At 64.1% G+C, this 23,550-nt stretch carries 22 protein-coding genes; 19 read left to right on the top strand and 3 right to left on the bottom strand.

Translation table 11 applies throughout. From position 1 onward, the window contains the following. Window positions 1-46 precede the first annotated feature (46 nt). Together ACVIW0_RS30485 and ACVIW0_RS30480 are read right to left on the bottom strand one after the other, a co-directional pair. Window positions 47-1,258 (bottom strand): ABC transporter substrate-binding protein, encoded by a 1,212-nt coding sequence (locus tag ACVIW0_RS30485; RefSeq protein ID WP_461355716.1) that lies wholly within the window; start codon window positions 1,256-1,258, stop codon window positions 47-49. 47 nt (window positions 1,259-1,305) lie between these two features. Further along, window positions 1,306-2,445 (bottom strand): acyl-CoA dehydrogenase family protein, encoded by a 1,140-nt coding sequence (locus ACVIW0_RS30480; protein WP_461355715.1) that lies wholly within the window; start codon window positions 2,443-2,445, stop codon window positions 1,306-1,308. An 80-nt stretch (window positions 2,446-2,525) separates the two neighbouring features. On the opposite strand from ACVIW0_RS30480, the gene ACVIW0_RS30475 reads away from it, so the two are divergent. Genes ACVIW0_RS30475 through ACVIW0_RS30460 form a run of 4 tightly spaced genes read left to right on the top strand, consistent with a single transcriptional unit; the run spans window position 2,526 to window position 7,705 of the window. Next, window positions 2,526-3,392, top strand: a complete 867-nt coding sequence (locus ACVIW0_RS30475) for a FadR/GntR family transcriptional regulator (RefSeq protein ID WP_461355714.1) — start codon at window positions 2,526-2,528, stop codon at window positions 3,390-3,392. A 56-nt stretch (window positions 3,393-3,448) separates the two neighbouring features. Then, window positions 3,449-4,258: an enoyl-CoA hydratase/isomerase family protein gene (locus tag ACVIW0_RS30470; RefSeq protein ID WP_461355713.1), complete on the top strand. Its 810-nt coding sequence runs from the start codon at window positions 3,449-3,451 to the stop codon at window positions 4,256-4,258. 8 nt (window positions 4,259-4,266) lie between these two features. Beyond that, complete coding sequence (locus ACVIW0_RS30465; protein WP_461355712.1) at window positions 4,267-6,501, top strand: acyl-CoA dehydrogenase family protein; 2,235 nt, start codon at window positions 4,267-4,269, stop codon at window positions 6,499-6,501. A gap of 10 nt (window positions 6,502-6,511) precedes the next feature. Continuing rightward, window positions 6,512-7,705, top strand: a complete 1,194-nt coding sequence (locus ACVIW0_RS30460) for a CaiB/BaiF CoA transferase family protein (protein ID WP_461355711.1) — start codon at window positions 6,512-6,514, stop codon at window positions 7,703-7,705. 16 nt (window positions 7,706-7,721) lie between these two features. Here ACVIW0_RS30460 and ACVIW0_RS30455 read toward each other — a convergent pair whose 3' ends face one another. Then, a complete protein-coding gene (locus ACVIW0_RS30455) occupies window positions 7,722-8,216 on the bottom strand; it encodes a MarR family winged helix-turn-helix transcriptional regulator (RefSeq protein WP_461355710.1) in 495 nt (164 codons plus the stop codon). Between the two features lie 202 nt (window positions 8,217-8,418). Here ACVIW0_RS30455 and ACVIW0_RS30450 point away from each other — a divergent pair, with 202 nt between their 5' ends. The 15 genes from ACVIW0_RS30450 (at window position 8,419) to hisN (ending at window position 23,550) form a co-directional block, all read left to right on the top strand. After that, complete coding sequence (locus ACVIW0_RS30450; RefSeq protein WP_461355709.1) at window positions 8,419-8,745, top strand: hypothetical protein; 327 nt, start codon at window positions 8,419-8,421, stop codon at window positions 8,743-8,745. A 13-nt stretch (window positions 8,746-8,758) separates the two neighbouring features. Beyond that, complete coding sequence (locus tag ACVIW0_RS30445; RefSeq protein WP_461355708.1) at window positions 8,759-10,078, top strand: Rieske 2Fe-2S domain-containing protein; 1,320 nt, start codon at window positions 8,759-8,761, stop codon at window positions 10,076-10,078. 14 nt (window positions 10,079-10,092) lie between these two features. Then, window positions 10,093-11,049 (top strand): PDR/VanB family oxidoreductase, encoded by a 957-nt coding sequence (locus ACVIW0_RS30440; RefSeq protein WP_461355707.1) that lies wholly within the window; start codon window positions 10,093-10,095, stop codon window positions 11,047-11,049. 27 nt (window positions 11,050-11,076) lie between these two features. After that, window positions 11,077-11,328 carry a hypothetical protein gene (locus tag ACVIW0_RS30435; RefSeq protein ID WP_461355706.1) on the top strand — a complete coding sequence of 84 codons (252 nt, stop codon included), beginning with the start codon at window positions 11,077-11,079 and terminating at the stop codon, window positions 11,326-11,328. Window positions 11,329-11,506: 178 nt separating this feature from the next. Continuing rightward, window positions 11,507-12,781, top strand: a complete 1,275-nt coding sequence (locus ACVIW0_RS30430; protein WP_461355705.1) for a CaiB/BaiF CoA transferase family protein — start codon at window positions 11,507-11,509, stop codon at window positions 12,779-12,781. A gap of 31 nt (window positions 12,782-12,812) precedes the next feature. Next, window positions 12,813-12,995, top strand: a complete 183-nt coding sequence (locus ACVIW0_RS30425) for a hypothetical protein (RefSeq protein WP_461355704.1) — start codon at window positions 12,813-12,815, stop codon at window positions 12,993-12,995. A gap of 334 nt (window positions 12,996-13,329) precedes the next feature. Continuing rightward, window positions 13,330-14,913 (top strand): ABC transporter substrate-binding protein, encoded by a 1,584-nt coding sequence (locus ACVIW0_RS30420; RefSeq protein WP_461355703.1) that lies wholly within the window; start codon window positions 13,330-13,332, stop codon window positions 14,911-14,913. A 69-nt stretch (window positions 14,914-14,982) separates the two neighbouring features. Further along, a complete protein-coding gene (locus ACVIW0_RS30415) occupies window positions 14,983-15,963 on the top strand; it encodes an ABC transporter permease (protein WP_461355702.1) in 981 nt (326 codons plus the stop codon). Window positions 15,964-15,976: 13 nt separating this feature from the next. Further along, window positions 15,977-16,897, top strand: coding sequence for an ABC transporter permease (locus tag ACVIW0_RS30410; RefSeq protein ID WP_461355701.1), 921 nt, complete (start codon window positions 15,977-15,979; stop codon window positions 16,895-16,897). After that, window positions 16,894-18,735, top strand: coding sequence for an ABC transporter ATP-binding protein (locus ACVIW0_RS30405; RefSeq protein ID WP_461355700.1), 1,842 nt, complete (start codon window positions 16,894-16,896; stop codon window positions 18,733-18,735). Before ACVIW0_RS30410 ends, ACVIW0_RS30405 begins: the two co-directional genes overlap by 4 nt. Window positions 18,736-18,802: 67 nt before the next feature. Then, a complete protein-coding gene (locus ACVIW0_RS30400; protein ID WP_461355699.1) occupies window positions 18,803-19,564 on the top strand; it encodes a DeoR/GlpR family DNA-binding transcription regulator in 762 nt (253 codons plus the stop codon). Next, window positions 19,557-20,846 (top strand): allantoate amidohydrolase, encoded by a 1,290-nt coding sequence (locus tag ACVIW0_RS30395; protein ID WP_461355698.1) that lies wholly within the window; start codon window positions 19,557-19,559, stop codon window positions 20,844-20,846. The genes ACVIW0_RS30400 and ACVIW0_RS30395 overlap by 8 nt, the downstream gene beginning before the upstream one ends. Continuing rightward, entirely contained in the window at window positions 20,843-21,808 is a 966-nt protein-coding gene (locus ACVIW0_RS30390) for a phosphotransferase family protein (protein WP_461355697.1), read from the top strand. Before ACVIW0_RS30395 ends, ACVIW0_RS30390 begins: the two co-directional genes overlap by 4 nt. A gap of 18 nt (window positions 21,809-21,826) precedes the next feature. Then, on the top strand, window positions 21,827-22,762 hold the full coding sequence (locus ACVIW0_RS30385; RefSeq protein WP_461355696.1) for a phosphotransferase: 936 nt from the start codon (window positions 21,827-21,829) through the stop codon (window positions 22,760-22,762). After that, complete coding sequence (gene hisN, locus ACVIW0_RS30380; protein WP_461355695.1) at window positions 22,762-23,550, top strand: histidinol-phosphatase; 789 nt, start codon at window positions 22,762-22,764, stop codon at window positions 23,548-23,550. The genes ACVIW0_RS30385 and hisN overlap by 1 nt, the downstream gene beginning before the upstream one ends.

Below are 23,550 nucleotides of genomic sequence, written 5' to 3'. Positions count from 1 at the left end.
CTGAAATGGTCAGTTGTGAATTCCGGGATGGCTCTCGTACTCTGGTCTAATCGGCAGAGAGAGGCTCACCGGTCAGGGTCCAGCTTGCTCCGTCAAATGTCGCGATCCGCAGCGTCCGGAACGGCGTGTAGTCGCCGGGCCGGGTGCTGATCGCGACGCCTGGCAGCATCATGGGCAATCGTTCGCCATTCAGCGATGTGGCCTGCTTCATGAGATTCTCGCGGGTCAGGTCGTCGCCGCATTTGCGCAATGCCAACTCCACGGCGTGCACGTTCATGTAGGCAACGAGCACAGAGTAGTCGTCCGGATTGGCTGAGGAGGCGTAGGTCTTCAGGAACTCCTTGTAGGCCCTGACTTCATCGTCATTGGCCCAGGCCGGGTCGCCTGGCTGCTTGAGGAATTGCGTTGTGACCAGTCCCTTCGATGCCTCGAGGCCTGCGGGCTTCAGGATGGTCTCGACCGACGCCGTCGAGCCGCCGATCACGTGCAGGGGTTTCCAGCCGAGCTCGTAGACCTTTCGGATCGATTGCGCGGCGGCCTTCGATGACGACTGCTCGATCAGCGCGTCGACGCCGGCGGCCTTGAGCTGGACGATTTGCGAGTCGATCGTCGGGTCGGCAAGTTCGTAGGAGGCCTGGGCAACGATTAACTCCGCCTTGGCGCCGAGGCCGGCGCGAAGCCCTTTGAGGTAATCCTTGCCGTAGTCGTCATTCTGGTAGAGCACGCCGATCCTGGCGTCGGGCTTTGCGGCCAGGATGTATTTGGCGACGACGCGGCCTTCGGTCTCGAAGTCCGGATAGAGCGGGATCGTCCACGGGAAGGTCTTGGGATCGTTGAACCGGCGTCCGCCCGCGGTGATGAAGAGCTGCGGTACCTGCTTGACGTTGAGGTATTTCTGGATCGCGACGTTGGGCGCAGTCCCGATCGTTCCGACCTCGGCCAACACGCCGACGTCTTCGATCAGCTTGCGCGACTGCTCAACCGCCTTCGGCGCGCTGTAGGCATTGTCGAGCTGGGTAAAGTTGATCTTTCGACCGTTGATGCCGCCCTTCGCGTTCAGCATCTCGAAATAGCCGACCACGGCGCGCCCGGCGCCGGCGCCGAACGCGGAAGCGGGGCCGCTCAGCGGCGTCGACTGGCCGAGCTTGATCTCGGTATCGCTGGCGCCGGGACCATAGGTCTTCTGCGCATAGGCAGGCGCTGCCAGCAGGGCGGACAACGTGACGGCCGCCAGCGCCCGATTGACGATATGGTTCAAGGTCGTTCCTCCGCGTCGTAATGGTTTGTTGTTGAAGTCGATCTCGGCTAGCGCAGCAGCTCGCGGGCGATCACCACGCGCTGAATCTGATTGGTGCCTTCAAAAATCTGGGTCAGCTTGGCGTCGCGCATCATGCGTTCAACCGGGTAGTCCATGGTGTAGCCATAGCCGCCGAAGATCTGGACCGCATCGGTCGTGACCTTCATGGCCATGTCGCTGCCGACGCATTTGGCCATGCTGGCAAGCACGTTGAGCCGCTTCCAGTCGCCGGCATCGCCGGCGCGGGCGCATTCGTAGACCAGCGCGCGCGCCGCCTCGATCTGCATCGCCATGTCGGCGAGCATGAACTGCACGCCCTGGAACTCGGCGATCGGCTGCTTGAACTGTCTGCGTTCCTTGGCGTAGGCGATGCAGGCGTCGAGCGCGCCTTGCGCGAGGCCGACCGACTGCGCGCCGATGGTCGGGCGGTTGAGGTCGAGCGCGCGCATCGAGGCGCGAAAGCCCTTGCCTTCCTCACCGACGAGGTTTTCGGCCGGAACCCGGACATTGTCGAAGAAGATCGGCGTGTTGGGGGCGCCGCGAAAGCCCATCTTGCGCTCGTGACGGCCGAAGGTGATGCCCGGCATTGTCTTCGGCTCGACAATGAACGCGCTGATGCCGTCGGCGCCGGCGCCGTCACTGGTTCGTGCCATCACGACGATGTAGTCGGCGACGACGCCATAGCTGCACCACTGTTTGCGGCCGTTCAGGACATAGCTGTCGCCGTCCTTGCGGGCGCGGGTGTTGAGCGCGGCGACGTCGGAGCCGGCCTGCGGCTCCGAGATCGCGATCGCAGTGACGACGCCGCCTTTTGCGATGATCGGCAGGTATTTCTGGCGCTGCTCTTCCGAGCCGAAATGCAGCAGCGGCATGATGAACATGGTATTGAGCGCGGCGATCGACGCGCAGGCAGGGGAAACCTTCGAGATCTCCTCGCGCGCGATGCAGGCCATGGTCAGGTTGCCGTTCGGGCCTCCATAGCGCTCCGGCACCCAGAGCTGCATCAGTCCCATCTCGCCGAACAGCTTGACCAGCTCCAGCGGGAAGCGGTCGGTCTCGTCGATCTCGGCAGCGATCGGCGCTACGTGCCTGGCGACCATCCTGCGCACGTTGTCGCGGAACGCGACCTGCTCTTCGGAAAAATTCATCCGGATTCCCCGTCTTTTCTTCTGCCGAAGCCCAAAAAGGGGCTTCCATTGAATGGGTGATCCATTTAATAATTCACCACATGAGCACCAAGTCAAGTCCTCGCGCGCCGCAGCGCTCCCGCACCGCCTCGCCGAACCGGCGGGAGCGGGCCACCGATCACCGTGCCGCCGGCTCCGCGGCCGCGCCGGCGTTCAAGCCGATCCACACCAGGCGGACCTTCGAGGAGATCTGCGAGCGGATTCGCGAGCAGCTGGCTCTCGGTGTGCTGAAGCCTGGCGACAAGCTGCCGGCCGAGCGCGAGCTGGCGCAGCAGCTCGGCGTCAGCCGCAACGTGCTGCGGGAAGCGCTGCGCAGCCTCGAAATGGCCGGCGTGCTGCGGCTGCAGAAGGGCGTCAAGGGCGGCGCCTTCATCCAGCAGGGCGACACCCGCCGCATGAACGAGGTGATGCGCGACATGCTGAGCCTCGGGACGATTTCGGTGCGGGAGCTGTCCGAGGCACGGGTCCACGTGCTCGATCTCGTAGTGCAGCTCGCATGCGCGAATGCGCGAAGGGCCGACCTCGATGCGCTGGAAGCCAATATCGAGCGTACGGAGCTTGCGACAAAAGAGGGCCGCTTGCTCGACCGGGTCGAGTGCTCGCGCGAGTTCTACAAGCTGCTCGCGGCCTCGACCCGCAACAAGGTGATTGCGATGATCGTGGACTCCGTCACCGAGATCCACATGCGCTTCGTCTACGCCAAGGTCGCCTCGAGCGGGGTCGCGATGGCGCGGCTGGCGGAGAAACGGCGGCAATTCCTGGCGGCGCTGAGTGAGCGAAACGTGGCGCTGGCGAGCCGGCTGCTGCGATCACACCTGGAATCCGTGCAGCGCATGCTGGAGCAGGATCCGGGGGCCATGTCGCTGCATGTCGCATTGGCCGACGTGCAGCCCGGGATGCGCCGCTAGCGCGCCGTTCTCGCGAACAGGTCAACACCCAAACGGCAATGACAATGGAGGCAAACGTGTCCAACTACGCCAAATATGAATGCCTGACGGTCGAGGTCGCGGACAAGGTTGCGACCGTGACCTTGAATCGCCCGCAGGCCCGCAATGCCATCAATCAGAAACTGATTCGTGAGTTGCGCACGATCTGGGACGACCTCGCTGACGATCACGCCGTCAATGCGGTGGTGCTGACCGGCGCCGGCGAGTTCTTCAGCGTCGGCGGCGACGTCAAGGCGATGTCGGAGCGACCGGGCGGCGACGTGCTCGAAGAGGGCGAAGTGCACGACCCCATGATCAGCCGGCGCGGCGTCACCCGCCAGCTCGAGCTGGACAAGCCGATCATCGCGGCGATCAACGGCGATGCCATCGGGCTTGCGGCGACCCATGCGCTGCTCTGCGACATCACCGTGATGGCGGAGGATGCGCGGATCGGCGACACCCACGTCTCGCGCGTCGGCCTGGTCGCGGGCGATGGCGGTACCGTGATCTGGCCGCTGCTGATAGGTATCAACAAGGCCAAGGAGTTCCTGATCCGCGGCACGCTCCTGAAAGGCACTGAGGCGGAGCGGATCGGGCTGGTCAACCATGTCGCGCCGCGCGCGGAGGTGTTGGCGAAGGCCCGCGCGATCGCGGTCGAACTTGCGAACGGTCCGACCTGGGCCATTCGCTGGACCAAGCTGTCGATCAACCAGATCGTCAAGGAGCGCGTGAACATGCTGCTGGAGGCCTCGATGGCGCTTGAGCAGGTGACGTTCGAGACCGCCGATCACAAGGAAGCGACCATGTCGTTCAAGGAGAAGCGCAAGCCCAGGTTTGGCCAGGCGTAGAGCGAGCAATGGCAGCGACAGGAGTGTCGGGCGACGATGTTACGGCGATGCTGCGCGACTCCTTGCGCGGTTTTCTCGACGAGCATTGGCGTCCGCGAGGGACGGCGGCGTTGTCTTCGCCGGACGAGATGTCCGCGATCTGGCGTAAGCTGGTCGGGCAGGGCGTGGCCGCGCTCGGTGCGGAGGCCGGCGAGGGCGGGCTTGCCGAGGTTTTCGTCGTCATGGCGGAGCTTGGCCGCGCCGGATGTCCCGCGCCGATGTGGTCTGCGGCGCTCGCCAATTTTGCGCTCGCCGGATTGCAGCTTGACGTCGTGGTGGATCTGCTGGAACGGCTGCATTCCGGGCAGGCGGTCGTCGCCTTCTCATTCGGCGCGCTGGATCCCGATCCCGGGACCAGTTCGATCGAGGTGGCGGACCTCAGGGCAAACGGCGTGCTCCGCTTTGTCGAAGCCGCGGGAAGCGCTACGCATCTTCTGGTCGCTCGCGATCGGTCTCACCTTGCGCTGATCGACCTCGGTGATCCCGGTGTCGAATGCGTCGCGACCCGCGCGCTGGGAGCGTGGGGGAGCTATGAGATCAGGCTGAACGCAGCGCCGCTCACACTGGTTCCCACTGGGGCGGTCGATCTGCACGATCTCCGCATCAAGGGCAAGGTCGCGCTGACTGCGCGTGCCTACGGCGCCGCCCGGCGAGCATTTGAGCTCGCCGTGGACTACGCCAAGGAACGGCATCAGTTCGGCCAACCGATCGGCAGGTTTCAGGCCATCCAGCACAAGCTGGCAAACTGCCTGATCGCGCTCGAGGGCGTCAGGCTCATCCTGGAGCATGTCGCCAGGCTGCATGACGGCGGAGACCACGACTGGCGCTACTTTGCGGATAGCGCATCGGCGTTCTCCGGCAATGCGCTGCTGCAGGTCTCGCTGGAGACCCATCACACATTCGGCGCGATTGGCTATGCCGAGGAGCATGAGGCACCGGTCCATTTCAAGCGTGTGCATCTGGATACGATTGCGCTCGGCGGTGCTTCGGATGCAAAGCGTCGACTGGCCGTGCAGCTGCTCGACGCCGGCGCAGGGCTGCCGCAATACGATCTTGGAGCGGCTGGAAATGCGTTGCGTGAGCAGGTCCGGCTCTGGCTCGCGCAAAACTGGAGCGGAGACGCGAAGGAAGCGTTCGACCAGAGGCCGTTCGCCAAGCGCGAGTTCGATGCGCCCTTCGCCCGCGCGATCGGCAAGACCGGCTGGATCGGCCTCGGATGGCCGGAGCAGTTCGGCGGCCAGGCACGCTCTCCGCTGGAGCAGATCGCCTTCATGGAGACGATGGAGCGGGCCGAGACACCGCGCATCGGCGCGGCGATCCAGGCCAATGCGCTGATGATGTTCGGTACTCCCGAGCAGCAGCAAAAATACCTTCCGGAGATCCTGCGCGGCGAAGCCATGCACGGCATGGGTTACAGCGAGCCGCAGGCGGGCTCGGACCTCGCGGCGCTGCGCACCAGCGCGATCAGGGACGGTGATCACTGGGTGATCAACGGCCAGAAGATCTGGACAACCACCTGGTGGGGCAAATACATGTTCCTCGCGGCGCGGACCGACAAGGATGCCAAGCCGCCGCACGCCGGCATCAGCATGTTCATCGTGCCGATGGATGCGCCGGGCATCACGATCCGTCCGTCTGTCACCATGTATGACGGCACGTTCGCTAACATCTTCTACGACAATGTCCGCATTCCCGCCGAGAACCTGGTCGGCGAGGTCAATGGCGGCTGGAAGGTGCTGACCGGCGCGCTGGCTTTCGAGCGCGGGCTGGTCGGCGGCGGGATTGTCCTGAAGGTCGCGCATGCCTTCGAGCAGTTGCGCGGCCATGTCATCGCTGGGGAAGGCGATCGGTCCCTGGCCGTTGATCCGATCGTCCGCGACAGGATGGCGACCTTGGCATCAGAGATCGAGATCGGCCGTCTCCTGATGATGCATTGCGCCGAGCTCGCTGCTGACGGCGTGACGCCGCCCGAATATGGCGCGATCAGCAAGGTGTTCTCCGGTGAGCTGATGGAGCGCTTCGGCGAGGCCGCGCTCGACATCCTCGGGATGCGCGCTGCGCTGTCCGAGCAGATGCCGGGTGCGATCGATAACGGCCGCTTCGAGCAGAACCTGCGGCATTCGCTGATGTGGGTGATCAGCATCGGGACCAATGAGATTCAGCGCAGCCTGATCGCGCAACGGGCGCTCGGGTTGCCGAGATAGGAGAAATCGGATGCAGAAGGATAACGACAGGGCGCCGCTCGCCGGCGTGCGGGTGCTGGACTTTTCCATCATGGTGGCGGGGCCCTATTGCGCACGGCTGCTCGCCGATGTCGGCGCCGAGGTCATCAAGATCGAGCCGCCGGATGGTGACGACATGCGGCTGCGGACGCCGCTGCGCGAAGGCCACAGCACATATTTCGGTCAACTCAATGCCGGCAAGCGCAGCCTGGCACTCGACCTGAAGAATGCCGATGCCATCAAGCTCGTGCATCGCATGGTGGCGGAGGCGGATATTCTCGTCGAGAATTTCCGCCCCGGTGTCATGGACCGCCTCGGCCTCGGCTACGAAGCGCTTCGCGAAATCAACCCGCGCCTGATCTATTGCTCGATCTCGGGTTATGGGCAGATGGGCCCCGCCGCCGAGCGTGCGGCGTACGCTATGATCGTGCATGCCGAGAGCGGATTCGATCACTCCCTGATGCGCTATGCAGGCGACCGCGAGCGTCCGGCCGCCGGCGCCATTTTTGTCGCCGACATCCTCGGTGGCATTTTCGGCTACTCCGCGATCCAGACCGCGCTGATCCAGCGTGCGCGCACCGGGAAGGGGCAGCGCGTCGATGTCGCGCTGATGGATTGCATGTTGAACCTGCTGGTCTACGAGCTCCAGGAAGCGCAATTCCCGATCCGCTCGCCGCGTCCGACCTATGGGCCGGTCCGCACCCGCGACGGTGATATCCTGATCGCCCCGGTCACGCCGCGCAATTTTGCGGCGTTGTGCGAGGTCACCGGGCAGGACGAGCTGGCGAACGATCCACGTTTCACCACCATTCCCGCGCGCGGCGCCAACTGGACCGCGATGATGCAGGTGATCGAGAAATGGACCGAGCGCCACACCTCCGCCGAATGTATCGCGGCGCTGGATCGCGCCGGTGTTCCCTGTGCCGAGTACCGAACGCCGGGCGCGGCGCTGAGCGATGCGCATTTGCGCCAGCGTGGCGTGTTCGGGACCGTCGCGGACGGCGCCGGCGAGTTCGTTGGCGTCAGTGCGCCGTGGCAGATGTCCGGGGCCGACACGCCGATCGGAAGCCACGTTCCCGGCATCGGCGCTCAGCGAGACGATGTGCTGTCGCGAATTCTCGGCCTGTCGCCGGACGCGATCGCAGCACTCGCCGCTTCGGGCACGTTCGGCAAGGCGCCGGCCTAGGCGGGCGTCGGCGATCTCAAGTATCGGATGGAGCATCCGGCGGCGGTGCCTTCGCGATCGCCAACAGGCATTTCAGGAAATGCGCGCGGTCTTCCTTGCGCAGCGGCGCCAGCATGATTTTTTGCAGCTCGGCCGCAGCCGGAATGACCGCCAGAAGGGCTTCCTCGCCCTTGGCTGTGATCTGCACCTGGAGCGAGCGGCGGTCGTCCGGGTTGTCCTTCTTGGAGACTAGCCGGCGCGCGACCATCCGCTTCAGCATTTCGCTGAGCGTGTTGCGGTCGCAACTGATCCGGTCCGCCAGCACCGAGGGGGTGAGAGGACCCAACTGATACAGTGCCATCAGCACGCCGAACTGTCGCGGCGTGATGTCGCTCTGCCGCGTCATGCTTTGATAGAGCCCGTCGTAGCGGGCCTCCAGCAGCCGCAGCAGAAATCCGACGCCGCCTTCCAGTTGCCAGTCGCGCGCAATGTCTGCGGCCGAACCAGTCTTCGTTGCCTTATCGGCTGCCATGCCGTCGTTGGACCCCAGCTGGAGTTTGCGAATTCGCGTTAGCCGTTAGCAGCTTGGCTGATTGACCTCAACCCCGCGGTGATCCGCCGCCCAAGCTTGCTGCCGAACGATGCGATCGCTCTCGGCTCTTGTCAGCCTCTTCATCATATAGTACGTATACGTATTATATGCGACGCGGAGACGTCGTGCAGGGAGGTTGAACTTGGACCTGCGTGAGCTGCTGTCGATTCCCTATCTGCTTGAGGCCGAGGCGGTTGAAACCGAACCCGGGCAGTGGCGGGTTCGTCTTGCGTATCCAGAGCTGCCCGGATGCACGGCCGAAGCCGCCATTGTTGAAGACGCTCTGTGCGAGCTCGAACGGCGACGCATCGAATTGATCATCGGCCTCGTGGAGGAGGGCAAGCAGCCTCCTGTTCCACGCAAGCCGCTCACCGCATCCGATCCGCTCTGGACCGCTCAGGATCTCGGGCTCTCCGACCGCGTCGCCGCGCTTCTCGGTGGCGCGGCGGGGCCGGCCACACGCAACTGAAGGAGGCAAACTCATGCTCTCGCGCGAGGACAATGAACGCCTTGTCAGGGTCGGCAAGGGCACGCCGCTCGGCGAGCTGTTTCGGCTCTATTGGATTCCCTTCCTGCCGTCGGCGGACCTCGCCAGGGACGGCCAGCCGAAGCGCATCCGGCTTCTCGGCGAGGATCTGGTCGCCTTTCGGGATTCCGAGGGCCGCATCGGATTGGTCGACCAGGCTTGCCCACATCGCGGCGCGCCGCTGATCTTTGCGCGAAACGAGGATTGCGGGCTGCGCTGCGTCTACCACGGCTGGAAATTCGACGTCACCGGCGCGGTGACCGACATGCCGGCGGAGCCGGTGCGCAGCCGCCTCAAGGAGCGGGTGCGGATCAAGGCCTATGCCTGCAAGGAACGCAACGGGATGATCTGGACCTATATGGGTCCCGACCAGGCCGAACTTCCGCCGCTGCCGAACCTCGAATGGAATCTGGTGCCGGCCGAGCAGGTGCACATCTCGGTTCGCGTCCAGGAATGCAACTGGCTGCAGGCGGTCGAGGGAGAGATCGACTCGGCGCACGCGCCGCTGCTGCACGGGCGGCTGGACGCCCACGGCACGACGAGCGCCTGGATCCAGAAGCGCGACCTGCGGCCGACCTTCGAATGCATCAAGCAGGACTTCGGCATGAGCATCGCCGCGCGGCGCAACTACGATGCCAACACGCTGTACTGGCGCGTCAACCAGTTCCTGCTGCCCTTCTACACGCTGGTGCCTCCGCTGTCGCCGTTCCCGGATCTGAGCGGGCACGCCTGGGTGCCGATCGACGACGCGAACACGCTCTGCATCATGTTTTCCTATCATCCGTCGGCGCCTCTGCCGGAGAAGACGCGGCAAGTGTTCGCCGAAGGACACAAGGGCCGCGAGAGCGGCCACGCCAGCCGCCACGCGCTTGTGCAACATCCGGTGACGGTCCCGTACGCGGGCTACTGGACCAGATACAATCCGCAGAACGGTTTCCAATTCGACTACGAGGCGCAGCGGACCACATGGTTCTCGGGCTTGCCCGGCCTTTGGGTGCAGGACGGCGCCTGCCAGAGCGGCGTCTCGCCGATCTTCGATCGCACCAGGGAGACGCTCTGCTCGAGCGACACCGGCATCGCGATGACGCGGCGCTTCATCCTGGAAGCGCTGGGCGCCTATCGTGATCACGCGATCAGGCCGAAGGGCGTGTCGGACCCCGACGTGTTCATGGTGCGGGCGGTGTCGCTGCGGTTGCCGCCGGAGAATTCCTGGGTCGACGTCGGCGCGCCGTTTATGCGGGCCAAGCTCGGTGCCGATTTCGGGTACGAGCTGTGAGCCCATCCAACCATATGGCTGACACGCAGCAGGTGCTGGTCAAGCGCATCTGCCTCGAGGCCGAGCGGATCAATTCCTACGAGCTGATCGCCCGAACGGGCACCGAATTGGTGCCCTTCACCGCCGGCAGTCATATCGACCTGCATCTGCCGAACGGCATGCTCCGCAGCTACTCGCTGGTCAACGATCAGCGCGAACGGCACCGGTATGTCATTGCGGTCAACAACGATGCTGAAAGCCGGGGCGGGTCCAGTTTTGTCCATGACACCGTCAGGGTCGGGGACATCATGACGATCTCGAAACCGAGCAACAATTTTGTGCTGCACGAGGACGCCGAGCATTCTATCCTGATCGCAGGCGGCATCGGCATCACGCCGCTGCTGTCGATGATCCGAAGGCTGGAGGCGCTTGGACGCAGCTGGGAGCTGTTTTACGCCGCGAGGACGCGCGCCGCCGCCGCATTCCTCGACGAGCTCGCGACGTTTCGATCCGATCGCTCGAAAGTGCAGGTCGATTTCGACGACGAGCGAGCGGGACGTCTCTTCGACCTGTCGGCAATTGTCAGCGGCGCGCCAGCCCACGTACATCTCTATTGCTGCGGTCCGGTACCCATGCTCGAGGCATTCGAGGCGGCGGCTGCCGGTCGCCCGGCCGATCACGTGCATGTGGAGTATTTCAAAGCGCGGGAAGCGCCCGCCGTCGAAGGCGGTTTCGACGTCAGGCTGGCGCGAAGCAACCGCACGATTGCAGTCGAGTCCGGCAAGACGATCCTCGATGCGTTGCTGGATGCCGGCGTTGCCGCGAACTACGCCTGCACGGAGGGCGTCTGCGGCACCTGCGAGACGCGCGTGCTCGAGGGCATCCCCGATCATCGTGACCAGTTTTTGAGCAAGGAAGAGCAGGCGACGAACCAGAGCGTCATGATCTGCTGCTCGGGCGCCAGGTCCCGCACGCTCGTGCTCGATCTCTAGAACAACGACATAACAAGGGTGGAAGCGATGAGGTATCTGTCGCGCATTGCCGGAATGACCATTCTGGCTATTTTGGCCTGTTCGTCCGCTTCGGCGGGCCTTGCGCGGTCCCTCAAGATCGGCGTGCTCAACGACGCGTCCGGCCCTTATTCGGACAATGCCGGCGAAGGACCGGTGACAGCGGCCAAAATGGCCGCGGAGGACTTGATGCGGCTGCATCCCGACTTCAAGGTCGCGCGGACGGCCGCGCTATCCACAACGTGTACATCTTCAAGGTGAAGAGCCCGAGTGCCTCGAAGAGCAAGTGGAATTTGATTGAGCAGGTCGGCGTGCTGTCCGGGCCAGAAGCGTTTCGGCCGCTCGATCAAGGCGGTTGCTCGATTGTCGAACCGTCGACGAGCAACTAACGACAGCCGCAGTCTCCGGATCAACACTTCTCAAACCAACGGACGTCCCGATGCTGGACCAGCTTGAAGCCGACTTTCCCGAGCACACGCCGCGTCCCTCCGATGCGCCAAAGGCGCTCGAGGGGATCCGCGTGATCGATTTCTCGCATTTCATTGCGGGACCGTTCGCGACCATGATCCTTGCCGACATGGGCGCCGAGGTGATCAAGATCGAGGCGCCGGGCCGTGGCGACGATCTGCGTCGCTATCCTCCGGTGCATCCCGATCTCGGGCACGGTGCGCCGTTCCTGTGGACCAATCGCAACAAGCGCAGCGTCGCCATCGATCTCAAGTCCCCCGAAGGCCTGAACGTCGCGCGCGAGCTGATCGCGACGGCCGACGTCGTGGTCGAGAATTTTTCGGCTGATGTGATGGCGCGGCTGGGTCTCGACTATGACAGCTGCCGCAAGATCAAGCCCGAGATCGTCTACTGCGCGGTGTCGGCCTATGGCCGTGACGGAGCGTTTTCAGACCGGCTCGGCTTCGACCCGATCGCGCAGGTCGAGAGCGGCTTTGTCTCGATGAACGGCTATGCCGATCGCGAGGGCGTGCGCGCATTGTCGCCGGTGATGGACATCAGCACCGCGATGATGGCGAGCAATGCGATCCTGGGCGCCTTGCTGGCGCGCGAGCGCAGCGGGCAGGGCCAGGCGATCGAGGTTTCCTTGTTTGAGAATGCGGTCGTGATGACCGGCTACGCGACCATGCAGTCGCTATTCAGCGGAGCCGATCCGAAGCGAAGCGGTAACACCAGCCCGGACACGTGCCCGTCCGGAGTGTTCCTTGCCAGCGATTGCTCGTTCTACATCAACTGCGGCAACGACAAGATCTTTCAACGCCTGATGGAGCAGGTGCTCGAGCGCAAAGACCTCGCGGCGGCCGAGATCTATGCAACCGGTCTCGATCGGATCCACCGACGGGAGGAGCTGTTCAAAATCCTCGGCGATGCCTTTGCCCAGCAGCCCTGGTCGCATTGGCAGTCGCGGATGCGGGCGGCCGGTGTGCCCTGCGGGCAGCTGCGCACCGTCGGCGAGGCGATCCGTTCACCCGAGGCAAGGGAGCGTGGGATCGTCACGCGGATCCCGCACGAGGCGGCCGGCTGGGTGCCGAATGTGAACCTGCCGATCCGCTATTCGCGGACGCCGATCGTCGATCCCGTTGCGGCGCCGGCGGTTGGGCAGCATACCGACAATGTTCTGCGTGAGGTGCTTGGCTATGACGAGGCGGAAATCGCGCGCCTTGCCGCAGGTGGCGCCTTCGGCAGCCGCACGGCGACATGGAAATAGGTGACGCCTTTGGGAAGATAACCGAGGGGTGGTGAGTGACGATACTCTTGCCGAAGCGGATAAGCCGGAACTGCTCGCGAACGCAAAGTATCTGAGCGAGATGGCCGCAAAAAATGAAGAACGAAACCCAAGCGTGCTGAAAAGCGTATTGCGCTCGATCTCCTGCGGTTCCGCATGCCAGAACGGCAAGCGTTGCGCGGCCGAAGCGCCATGATCGTTTCGGGCCTCGCGGCGCCGAACGCAGCAGCCGCAAATGCCGGCCGATCAGCCGCGGCACACCTTCAGGGACCAGCAAATCAGCACCTGCATCGGCTTTGGGCGTTAGTACGCCCGAACGCTGATCAATGAATTGCATCCGTCGTAGGCGGACTGCGCGCCGTGGGGCTGTCTTCAGCGCAGGTCTTGGACATCGCGCAGAGGCCCTGCCGCAAAATCGGTCAAAAACCACATTAGACAGGCTAATATTTACGGGGAATTCGGACTGGCACATCTCCTGCATGACCGTTTTGACCGATTCTCTGGTCATTGCAAAAAGAAGGGGAATGTCGATGCATCCGAAATTTGACCGCCGCCACTTTCTGAAGGGCGCGGCGGGAGCCGCGGTTGCTGCGGGCTACACGCAGATCAATCCAGACTTCTTCATCCGGCAAGCCCACGCGCAGGCCGGCAAGACCATGACCTTCCTGTCGGCCGAGAACATAACCGGCAATTGGGATCCGACCGCCCACACGACGCTGTCGCAGAAGAACATCGAAGGCTTCGTGATGGGCTTCCTCACCCGCACGCCGATGAAGCTCGAGAACCCCGGCGAGGTGGTCTATGAGCTCGCCACCGACATCAAGTTGCTCGATCCCAATCGCCTGCAGATCAAGCTGCGCCAGGGCGTGGTCTTCCACGACGGCAAGCCGTTCAAGGCGGAGGACGTCAAGGCCACGTTCGAATACGGCTCAAAGCCCGATCGCCCGGCGCAATGGTATCCCGGCCCGTCCGACACGCTGAAGATAGAGACGCCCGACGACTACACCGTCATCGTCGATACTTCGAAGGGCGGCTATCCGGCGCATCTCTTCATGTTCCTCGCGGCGTTCCTGCCGATCATGTCGGCGAAGGATATCGCGGCCGGCCCGGGCGGCGTGCTGTCGCAGCGGCTCAACGGCACTGGTCCGTTCAAGTTCGTCGAGCAGCGGGGCAACGATACCGTGATGAAGGCCTTCGACGGCTACTTCAAGGGCAAGCCGGCGATCGCCGGCATCAATTTCACCTTCACCGGCGACTCCACGACGCGCATGCTGTCGTTGATGAACGGCCAGGCCTCGATCGTCGAGCGCCTCGAGCCCGAGCAGGTCGATACCGTCAAGGGCAATCCCAACATCCACATCAACCGCGTGGTGTCCGTCGAAAACAAATATCTCTGGTTCCGTTGCTCGAAGCCGCCCTTCAACGATCCGCGCATTCGGCTCGCCGCCTGCCATGCCATCAACCGCGACCTCATTCTCGAGGTGCTGGGCTCGGCAGGGCATGCGTCGTCCAACTTCGTGTCGCCGGTCAAGTTCGGCTACATCGACCTCGAGAACTATCCGAAGTTCGACCCGAAGAAGAGCCAGGCGTTGCTCGCCGAGGCCGGCTTTCCGAACGGCAAGGGCCTGCCGCCGCTCGAATACATCACATCCGTGGGCTTCTATCCGAAGACCAAGGAGTATGGCGAGATCATCACCGCGATGCTCAACGAGCAGGGCTTCAATGTCAGCTTGACCGTGCTCGAGCCTGCCGCCTGGAACGAGCGGCTGTACCATCGCCCCGGCGGTGGCCCCGGCCACATGGTCGACTGCGGCTGGTCGACCGGCTCGCCCGAGCCCGACCTGATCCTGCGCACCCATTTCCACTCTTCCTCGCATCGGATCTGCGGCATCGAGGATCCGGCGATCGATGCCAGCCTCGACAAGGAACGCAGCGCCCCGACGCTCGAGGAGCGCAAGAAGATCCTCCAGACCGAGACGATGCCTTTGCTGGCTTCGAAGATGCCGGCGCTCGCGCTGTTCACGTCGGTGATGATCCACGCGATGCAGAAGGATTTCGAAGGCCTGTACATCTATCCGGACGGATCAATGGATGCCTCCAGGCCGGTCGCCTGATCACGCATGCTGGCCGCGTGCCGCGCTTGGCCGGCACGCGGTTTGCCTTGTCTCTTCCGGAGCTTGCGAATGTTCGTCCTGAATTTCCTGCTGCGGCGTCTGGCTCAGGGCGTCCTCATCATATTCCTGGTGTCGCTGCTGATCTTCACGCTGCTGCGAATCGTGCCGGGCGATCCGGTGCGCCTGATGGCGGGCGGCATGGCGCCGGAGGCGCTGATCGAGAAGATCGCGACCGACATGGGTCTGCGTGACCCGATCGTCGTCCAGTTCGGACGCTACATGGGCGGTGTCGTGCGCGGCGATCTCGGCCAGTCCTTCGTGCGGCCCGCCAACGGCGCCGCGACGGGCGGGGCGACCTTCAACGACACCACGCGCGGTGAGCGGGCAAAGGTCATGAGCCTGATCCTGGAAGCGCTGCCCATGACGCTGCAGCTCGCTGCCGTGACGCTGGTGATCGCGCTGATCTTCTCGGGTATCGTCGGAATTGCCGGTGGTCTCGCGATCGGACGATGGCCGGACAAGCTCGCATTCTACATTTCGTCGATTTTCATCTCGCTGCCGAACTTCTGGCTCGGAATCGTCCTCGCCTTGCTGTTCTCGGTCAAGCTCGGCTGGCTGCCGGCGATCGGCTACAAGGGGTTCGCCTATACGATCCTGCCGGCCATCGTGCTCGCCGTCGAACTGTCGCCGGTCCTGATCCGGACCCTCGTCAGCTCGGTGTCGGCGCAGATGACGGAGCCCTATGTGGCGGTGGGGCACGTTCGCGGCCTTGGCCGCGGCCGCATCATCGCAAACCATGCGCTACGCAATGCCTCGGTGCCGCTGCTCAATCTGCTCGGGATTCAGTTCTCGAGCCTGCTCGGCGGGGTGATCATCGTCGAGTACATCTTCGATTATCCGGGGCTTGGCCTCTTGACCATCAACGCGGTGCTGCAGCGCGACTTTCCGCTGATTCAGGGCATCGCCATCGTCACCAGCGCCATCTTCGTGCTGATCAACATCGTCGTCGATCTCGTCGCCACCACCATGGACCCACGGCTCGAATACTGAGGTTCGAATATTGATGTCAGTTGCAACTGCTGCCGATGCGCCGATCATGCGCAAACCGGCCCCCCGCTCCATCGCCCGACGCATCCTGGACAGAGCAGCGTCCACGCCCGGCTTCCGCGTCGGCCTCGGTATTTTCGTCGTGCTTGCGCTGGCGACGGCACTCTATCCGGAATTGAGCAGCCTCGATCCGACCAAGATGGACATCAAGGCCCGGCTTCTGCCGCCGCTGTTTCTCGGCAATAACTGGAGCTGGGCGCACCCGCTCGGCACCGATCAGATCGGCCGCGACATGCTGGTGCGCTCGCTGGTGGGCTTGCGCTACTCGTTCCTGATCGGCGTCGCGTCTGTCATCGTCATGCTGGTGATCGGCTGTGCGCTCGGCACGATCGCCGGCTATTTCGGTGGCCGAACCGACGCCGTCATCATGCGGTTGACCGACGCCCAGCTCTCGATCCCGATGATCATCCTCGCGATCTCAGTGCTTGGCGTCTCCCGGCCGACCATCCCCGCGATCATCCTGGTCCTCGGAGTGTCCAACTGGCCGGTCTATGCGCGCATCATGCGCAGCATCGTGATGACGGAACGACAGCGCGAATATGTCCGCGCCGCGAAGATCGGCGGCTCGACCGACCTTCGCATCATCCTCACTTTGCTGCTTCCCTTACTGCTGCCGCCGGTGCTGTTCACCTCCGTGCTCGACGTCGCCCGCATGATGATCTTCGAATCGACGCTCGGCTTTCTCGGGCTCGGCGTGCAGCCGCCGACCCCGACATTCGGCAATATCATCGCGGATGGACGCAAATACCTGCTGAACGCCTGGTGGATTGCCACCATGCCCGGCCTGTTCCTCGGATTGACCCTCACCAGCATCAACCTGATCGGGGCCTCGCTCGAACGCGCGCGCAACACGGTTCATGGAGGGGCGGAAGGATGACGCAGCCGCTGCTCGCACTCAGGAACGTCACAGTCGCCGCCGGCCGCGCGGGATCGGCGAAAATCATCCTCGACAGCGTGTCGCTGAGCCTTGCGCCGCGCGAGATCGTCGGCGTCGTCGGCGCCAGCGGATCGGGCAAGACCGTGCTGTCCAAGGCCGTGGTCAACTGGCTCGAGCCGCCACTGACCAAGCGATCCGGCGAGGTGCTGTTCGAGGGAGAGGACATCTACGCGATGCGCAGCACCGACATGCGCCTGTTGCGCCAGCGGGTATCCTATGTCGGCGCCAACCCGATGGGGGCGCTCGATCCGACCCTGCCGGTCGGCGTCCAGATCGTCGAGAAGATGCGCGCGGTCGTGCCCGGCGTGTCACGCCGGGAGGCCGAGGCGCGCGTCGTCGAGCTGCTCGATGCCGTGCGGATTCCCTCGGCGCGCAATCGTTTTCACGACTATCCCTCGCAATTCTCCGGCGGGATGATGCAGCGGGCGCTCATCGTGGACGCGCTGGTGACCAATCCCGCGCTGCTGGTGGCCGACAACGTCACGCAGCCGCTCGATGTTACCGTCGCGGCCCAGGTGATCCGGTTGATGAAGGAATTGACGGCGACGTTCAACACCGCTGTGCTGTTCGTCTCGTCGTCGCTGCCGGTGGCGCGCGAGGCCTGCTCGCGCATCCTGGTGATGGATGCAGGCCGCATCGTCGAGGAGCAGTCCAGCGAGGACCTGATCGACCGACCGGTCTATCCCTACACCCGCGAGCTGGTCCGGCAGACGCCGAGAATATGGGGTGAACCGGCAGCAATGCCGCGCCTCGACGCGCAGCGCGAGGTGGTGCTCAGCCTCCGCGACGCTTCGCAGATCTACAAGGTCAGGAAGAAGACCGGCTTCGGCGGGGTCAATCTGGTGCGCGCGGTGCGCAACGTCACCTTCGACATCCGCCGCGGCGACAGCTTCGCCATCGTCGGCGAATCCGGCTGCGGGAAGTCGACCCTGATGCGGCTGCTCAGCCGGCTCGAGCTGCCGAGCTCGGGGCAGATTCTCTGTGCGGACAAGGACATCGCGACGCTGAAGGGCAGGGCGCTGCTCGAGTTTCGTGGCAAGCTGCAGATGGTGCTGCAAGACCCCTTCGGTTCGTTGCCGCCGCGGACCGCGATCGGAACGATGCTGGAGGACCCGCTGCGCACGCACGGATGGCGCGACAAGGCCAAAATCCGCGAGCGCGTGTTGAAGGTGATGGCAGAGGTGGGGCTGCCGGCCGAGCTCTACGAGGAGCTGCCGCTGGGCTTGAGCGCGGGGCAGCGGCAACGGGTCAACGTTGCCCGTGCGCTGGTTCTCCAGCCGGAAATCCTGATCATGGACGAGACGCTGTCGGCGCTCGACCAGTCCGAGCAGTTCAAGCTGCTCGACCTGTTCCAGAAGCTGCAGAAGGAATACGACCTCACCTACATCTTCATCTCGCATGACCTCGCCATGGTGCGGAAGGCCTGCAATCGCGTGGCCGTGATGTATCTCGGCGAGGTCTTCGAACTGGCCGACAATGAGCGTCTCTTTTTGGATCCGGGACACCCCTATACGAAGGCGCTGCTGAGCGCGATGCCGACACTCGAACAGCGACGCTATCGGCCGGAGGAATGCCTGCTGGAGGGCGAGCCGCCGAGCCCGCTCGATATTCCCGTCGGCTGCAGCTTCAGGTCGCGCTGCCCGCAGGCCATGAACAAATGCGGCCGCCTTCAGCCGAGCCTGACGGTGCGCGAGCGGCAGGATTTCGCGGCCTGCCATCTGGTGGTGCCGTCGACGGCGTCCGGCAGCTTTGCCGAAGCGGGTGCCGCTGTGCCATGAGATGGGGCGTGAACGAAAACATGCATCGTGAAACGGCCGACAGTGCCGTGACAACCGGGGAACGGCCATGAGCTTTACGGAGCATCGGCTGGAGCTGATCCGCGATCTGCTGCGTCAGAAGCAGCGGGTTCACGTCAAGGATCTCGTCGATCAGTTCGAGGTTAGCGAGGAATCGATCCGGCGCGATCTCAGGGAGCTCGAGACCCAGGGCTTTGCCCGGCGCGTCTATGGCGGCGCGGTGCTCGACCGGCAGGAGAGCGACCAGCCGTTTGCCGAGCGTTTGCGCGTCGGCGCAAGGGAGAAGGCACGGATCGGCGAGGCCGCGGCTGCGCTGGTCAAGGACGGCATGAAGATCTTCGTCGACGAGGGCACCACAGCGCTCGCGTGCCTGAAGCATCTCGAAACCCGCAAGGATCTGACGATTGTGAGCAACTCGCTCGCGGTGGCGGCTCATTTCTACTATTCGTCGACTCCCAGCGTCCGCGTACTCGGCGGACGACTGCGGCCGGACTATCAGGCGACCTTCGGGCCGGAGACGGTGGCCGCAATGAAGGAGCATTTCTTCGATCTCGCGATCATCGCGATCAGCGCCGTTCATGCCGAACGCGGCTTCATGGACTACGACGAGGACGAGGCGATCATCCGCCGCGTTGCGCGTGGGCAGGCCAAGCGTTCGGTCATCGTTGCCGACGGCTCCAAATTCGGCCGCCTCGGCTCGATCCACACCTTCGGCCTGCACGACGTCGATGGGGTCATCACGGGCGGCACCCTGACCAAAGACTTCTCCGAGCAATTCCTCAAATCCAACGTGGAAATCATCTATGCCTGACATCGCCCCAAGCCGCGCTCCCATCAATCCATCGCGTCTCCAGGCGATGATGGACGAATTGTCGACGATCGGCGGCGGGCCGGACGGATCCATGACGCGGCTCGCGCTGTCCAAGGAAGACGGGGCGGCGCGCGACTGGCTTGGCCGCTGGTTCGCCCGCCACGGCTTTGCCGAGGCCGTCGACGCGATCGGCAATCAGTTCGGCAGCCTGTCGATGGCGGGCGCCAACGCGCCGGTCGTCATGGTCGGATCGCATATCGACAGCCAGCCCAATGGCGGCCGCTTTGATGGCGCCCTCGGCGTGGTCTCGGCCTGTGAAGCGGTGCTCGCCGTGTCCGAGCGATTGAAGGCGGAGAACAGGCTGCCGGTCTGCAATTTCCAGGTGGTGAACTGGACCAACGAGGAGGGCGCGCGGTTTCAGCCGAGCCTGCTGGGCAGCAGCGTGTTCGCCGGCGCGACGGAGCTCGAATGGGCGCTCGACCGCAAGGATGGCGACGGCGTGACCGTGCGCCAATCGCTGGCCGAGATCGGCTATGCCGGCAAGGACAGAGTGGCGATCCCCGGCGCGCTGATCGAGCTGCACATCGAAGGTGACAAGGCGCTGTTCGAGGCGGGCGAGAGCTTCGGAATCTTCACCCGCTTCTGGGGCGCAACCAAGTATCGTCTCGCCTTCCTCGGCCGGCAGGCCCACACCGGCGCCACGCCGATGGCGGAGCGCAAGGACGCGGTGCTCGCCGCCGCCTACCTTATTGCGGACCTGAAGCAGATCGCCGGTGAGCACGGCCTCGATTTGCACACATCCGTCGGCCGCCTCGAGGTGTTTCCGAATTCGCCCAACACAGTGCCGTCAGAGGCCGTTCTGTTCATCGAATTGCGTTCGGGATCGCCGCAGGTTCTCGCCGAAGCCGAACGCAAGATGAAGCTCCGGATCGAGGCCGCGGCGGAAAGGGCCGGCGTGACCTATCAGGTCAGGGCGGTCGACCGCCGCAAGGCCGGCGGATTTGCGCAAGGGCTGATCTCGCTGGCCGAGCGGACGGCGGCCGCACACGGCGAGACGGCGCGCCATCTCGATACGATCGGCGGCCACGATGCCGTGGCGATGTCCGATGTCTGTCACTCGGTGGTGATGGCCGTGCGCTCGCGCGACGGCGTCATCCATCATCCGACCGAGTTCACCGATGCTTCCGACCAGGCGACCGGAACGCAGATCCTGGCGGACATGCTCTACGCGATTGCCAGCGAAGGCCTGCAGGCGATCGATCCGATCGGTACGGCGGCATGAAAGCGCTCGGCGATCCCAACACGGCCCTTGAGCAGCGCGCCGAGCGCGCGATCAGGAGCTTGCCGGTCATCGATGCCGCGCGCGCGACCTATGCGGCGGCCGGGTTTCCGGTGGCCTCACCGTCCTACCATGCCGTCGAGTCGACCTCGTTCAACGTCGCCCCCGATGGCGGTGATGCGACGCTGTTCCTGCGGCTGGCAAACGACGAGGTGGCCGAGCTGGTCGACGACGAAGTGGCCTTTGCGGCGGCGCGCCGGCTTCACAGTCTCAATCTGTCGCCGCAGCCGATCGCGTGCGCGCCGGCGGAGAGAGCCATGCTGTTCGCGCGGCTGGGTGACGGCTGGCGCACGGCGAAGATCGACGATCTGATGCAGCAGGACGTGCTTGTCCGGCTCGTCGAGATGCAGAAGTTGATCGCCGCGGGCGAGCCATTCGGAAGGCCCTGGTCGGTTTTCGACGGCATCGACCGGCTGCGGTCGCTGGTCACCGCGGCGGGAGCCGTGCTTCCGGCCGATGCGGACTGGATGCTGGCATGGATGACCGCGATCCGCGAGGCGATTGCTGCTGCCGGGATCGAACTGAAGCCCGCGCATGGCGATCCGCATTCCTCCAACGTGATGCTCGGGCCGGACGGGGCGATGATCCTGGTCGATTTCGACATGGCCGGCGATCTCGATCCTTACTACCAGCTCGGCGTTCAAATGAACGAGCTGTTCCAATTCGAGAACCAGATGAAGCCGCTGCTGGAGATCCATGATGGGCGCTTCAGCGATCAGGCGTTCAGCCGATGCAGGCTCTATGCCGCAGCCGACGATCTGTATTGGGCATTGCGCAGCCTGCTGCAGCACGCGCGATCGCCGCTGCGCGGGGTCGAGTTCCTGAAATATGCGGAGTGGCGGTTCTTGCGCTGCCGGATGCTGCTCGGACATCCGGCGTTCGAGCAGCGCCTGCGATCGCTCTAGGGGAGGCAAGACAGCAACATGATCGAAATTGGCATGGGCCGGTCGGATTCGGAGCAGGCGCTCGAGGCCGCGATCGTTCAGGTCGGCGCCTGGCAAGGACGCCGCTTGTCGTATCAGCCGGTGTCGGGCGGCATCAGCAACACCAATTTCCGCGTCACGGTCGAGCACGATCCGGTCGGATATTTCGTGAAGATTCCGGGGCGTGGCACCGAGATGTTCATCGATCGGGAGGCGGCGCGAGCCGCCAGCAGGCAGGCCGAGATGATCGATGTCGGTCCCCGCACCTTCGATTTCCTCGACCATCTGGACATTGAGGTCTCCGAATTTCTCGACGACCGGCGGCCGTCGACCCATCGCGATTTCGTCGATCCGGCGTTCCGCGCCAATGTGGTGCAGATCTATCGCCGCTTCCACGAGGCGCCGCTGTTGCCGCTGACCAAGACCGTGTTCGACATGATCGAGGAACACTATGAGCAAGTGCGGCAACTCGGCGGTTACTGGCCCGAGGATCATGCCTGGCTCTATCGCCAGTATCAGCAGGCGCGCGCGGCGCTCGAGGCGGCCGGGCTCGATCTCGTTCCCTGCTTCAACGATCCCATGCCCGGAAACTTCCTGGTCGGCGCGGACGGTTCGGTCAAACTGATCGACTTCGAATATGCGTCCAACAATGAGCGGCTCTACGATCTCGCGATCTGGAGCAGCGAGCACTTCTTTCCCGAAGATGTCGAGAAAGAGATCATCGAGGCGTATTTCGGCCGCTATGACAAGCGCTGGCATGCGCGCTTCGTCGTCCACAAGGCGCTCGCCGACATCAAGTGGAGCACCTGGGCAATGGTGCAGAACCGGATCTCGACGCTGGATTTCGATTTCTACAAATACGGTATCTGGAAGCATATGCGGGCGCGCTCCGTCATCCACGACCCGCGATGGCCGCTGTTCCTGAAGGCGCTGTAATGGCCCAGCATGCCGTCACGGCCGACGATGCCGAGGTCTTTCTCTCATTTGCTGCCGAGCTCGCGGATTCGGTCAGGCCCATCGTGCTGTCCTATTTCCGCACGCCGCTGGATGTTGCCGCCAAGTCCGATGCCAGCCCGGTGACGATTGCCGATCGGGTGGTCGAGCTACGACTCAGGGAAAGGATCCAGGCGCGGTTTCCGAAACATGGCATCATCGGTGAGGAGATCGGAGCCAAGCCGGGGGGCGCGTTCACCTGGATCGTGGATCCGATCGACGGCACCAAGAGCTTCATCAGCGGCTTCCCGTTGTTCGGCACCTTGATCGCGCTGACCTATCGGCAGCAACCGTTCTGCGGCCTGATCGACGTTCCCTTTACGGGCGAACGGTGGATGGCGAAGCCCGGCTTGGCGCGGTTCGGCGGTGGATTGGCGCGGACCAGCGCGTGCGCGAGCGTCGCGGATGCGCGTTTCTACACCACGTCACCCGATATGTTCGTCAGAGGCGAAGCGGAAGCATTCGAGCGGCTGTCGCGCGCTGCGCGGATGCGCCGTTTCGGCGGCGATTGCTACATCTATGGCCTGCTCGCGTCGGGACACTGCGACATCGTTCTCGAAACCGGGCTTCAGCCATATGACTACATGGCGCTGGTGCCGGTCGTGCAGGGCGCCGGCGGCTGCATCACCGATTGGGAGGGACGCCCGCTCTCGATTCATTCGGAAGGGCGCGTCCTGGCGACGGCAACGCCGCGGCTTCATGCCGAAGCGCTCGCCTTGATCCAGGGGTAG

The sequence above is a fragment of the Bradyrhizobium sp. USDA 4454 genome (assembly GCF_054822705.1).
Note: the sequence above shows the minus strand (reverse complement) of the source record. Positions and strands in the feature narration are given on the sequence as shown.

What these genes read in the sequence shown, in the direction of transcription:
- ACVIW0_RS30480 (WP_461355715.1), bottom strand. Translation starts at nt 2,445, where the DNA reads ATGAATTTTTCCGAAGAGCAGGTCGCGTTCCGCGACAACGTGCGCAGG.
- ACVIW0_RS30475 (WP_461355714.1), top strand. Translation starts at nt 2,526, where the DNA reads ATGAGCACCAAGTCAAGTCCTCGCGCGCCGCAGCGCTCCCGCACCGCC.
- ACVIW0_RS30465 (WP_461355712.1), top strand. Translation starts at nt 4,267, where the DNA reads ATGGCAGCGACAGGAGTGTCGGGCGACGATGTTACGGCGATGCTGCGC.
- ACVIW0_RS30460 (WP_461355711.1), top strand. Translation starts at nt 6,512, where the DNA reads ATGCAGAAGGATAACGACAGGGCGCCGCTCGCCGGCGTGCGGGTGCTG.
- ACVIW0_RS30455 (WP_461355710.1), bottom strand. Translation starts at nt 8,216, where the DNA reads ATGGCAGCCGATAAGGCAACGAAGACTGGTTCGGCCGCAGACATTGCG.
- ACVIW0_RS30445 (WP_461355708.1), top strand. Translation starts at nt 8,759, where the DNA reads ATGCTCTCGCGCGAGGACAATGAACGCCTTGTCAGGGTCGGCAAGGGC.
- ACVIW0_RS30440 (WP_461355707.1), top strand. Translation starts at nt 10,093, where the DNA reads ATGGCTGACACGCAGCAGGTGCTGGTCAAGCGCATCTGCCTCGAGGCC.
- ACVIW0_RS30435 (WP_461355706.1), top strand. Translation starts at nt 11,077, where the DNA reads ATGAGGTATCTGTCGCGCATTGCCGGAATGACCATTCTGGCTATTTTG.
- ACVIW0_RS30430 (WP_461355705.1), top strand. Translation starts at nt 11,507, where the DNA reads ATGCTGGACCAGCTTGAAGCCGACTTTCCCGAGCACACGCCGCGTCCC.
- ACVIW0_RS30420 (WP_461355703.1), top strand. Translation starts at nt 13,330, where the DNA reads ATGCATCCGAAATTTGACCGCCGCCACTTTCTGAAGGGCGCGGCGGGA.
- ACVIW0_RS30415 (WP_461355702.1), top strand. Translation starts at nt 14,983, where the DNA reads ATGTTCGTCCTGAATTTCCTGCTGCGGCGTCTGGCTCAGGGCGTCCTC.
- ACVIW0_RS30410 (WP_461355701.1), top strand. Translation starts at nt 15,977, where the DNA reads ATGTCAGTTGCAACTGCTGCCGATGCGCCGATCATGCGCAAACCGGCC.
- ACVIW0_RS30405 (WP_461355700.1), top strand. Translation starts at nt 16,894, where the DNA reads ATGACGCAGCCGCTGCTCGCACTCAGGAACGTCACAGTCGCCGCCGGC.
- ACVIW0_RS30400 (WP_461355699.1), top strand. Translation starts at nt 18,803, where the DNA reads ATGAGCTTTACGGAGCATCGGCTGGAGCTGATCCGCGATCTGCTGCGT.
- ACVIW0_RS30395 (WP_461355698.1), top strand. Translation starts at nt 19,557, where the DNA reads ATGCCTGACATCGCCCCAAGCCGCGCTCCCATCAATCCATCGCGTCTC.
- ACVIW0_RS30390 (WP_461355697.1), top strand. Translation starts at nt 20,843, where the DNA reads ATGAAAGCGCTCGGCGATCCCAACACGGCCCTTGAGCAGCGCGCCGAG.
- ACVIW0_RS30385 (WP_461355696.1), top strand. Translation starts at nt 21,827, where the DNA reads ATGATCGAAATTGGCATGGGCCGGTCGGATTCGGAGCAGGCGCTCGAG.
- hisN (WP_461355695.1), top strand. Translation starts at nt 22,762, where the DNA reads ATGGCCCAGCATGCCGTCACGGCCGACGATGCCGAGGTCTTTCTCTCA.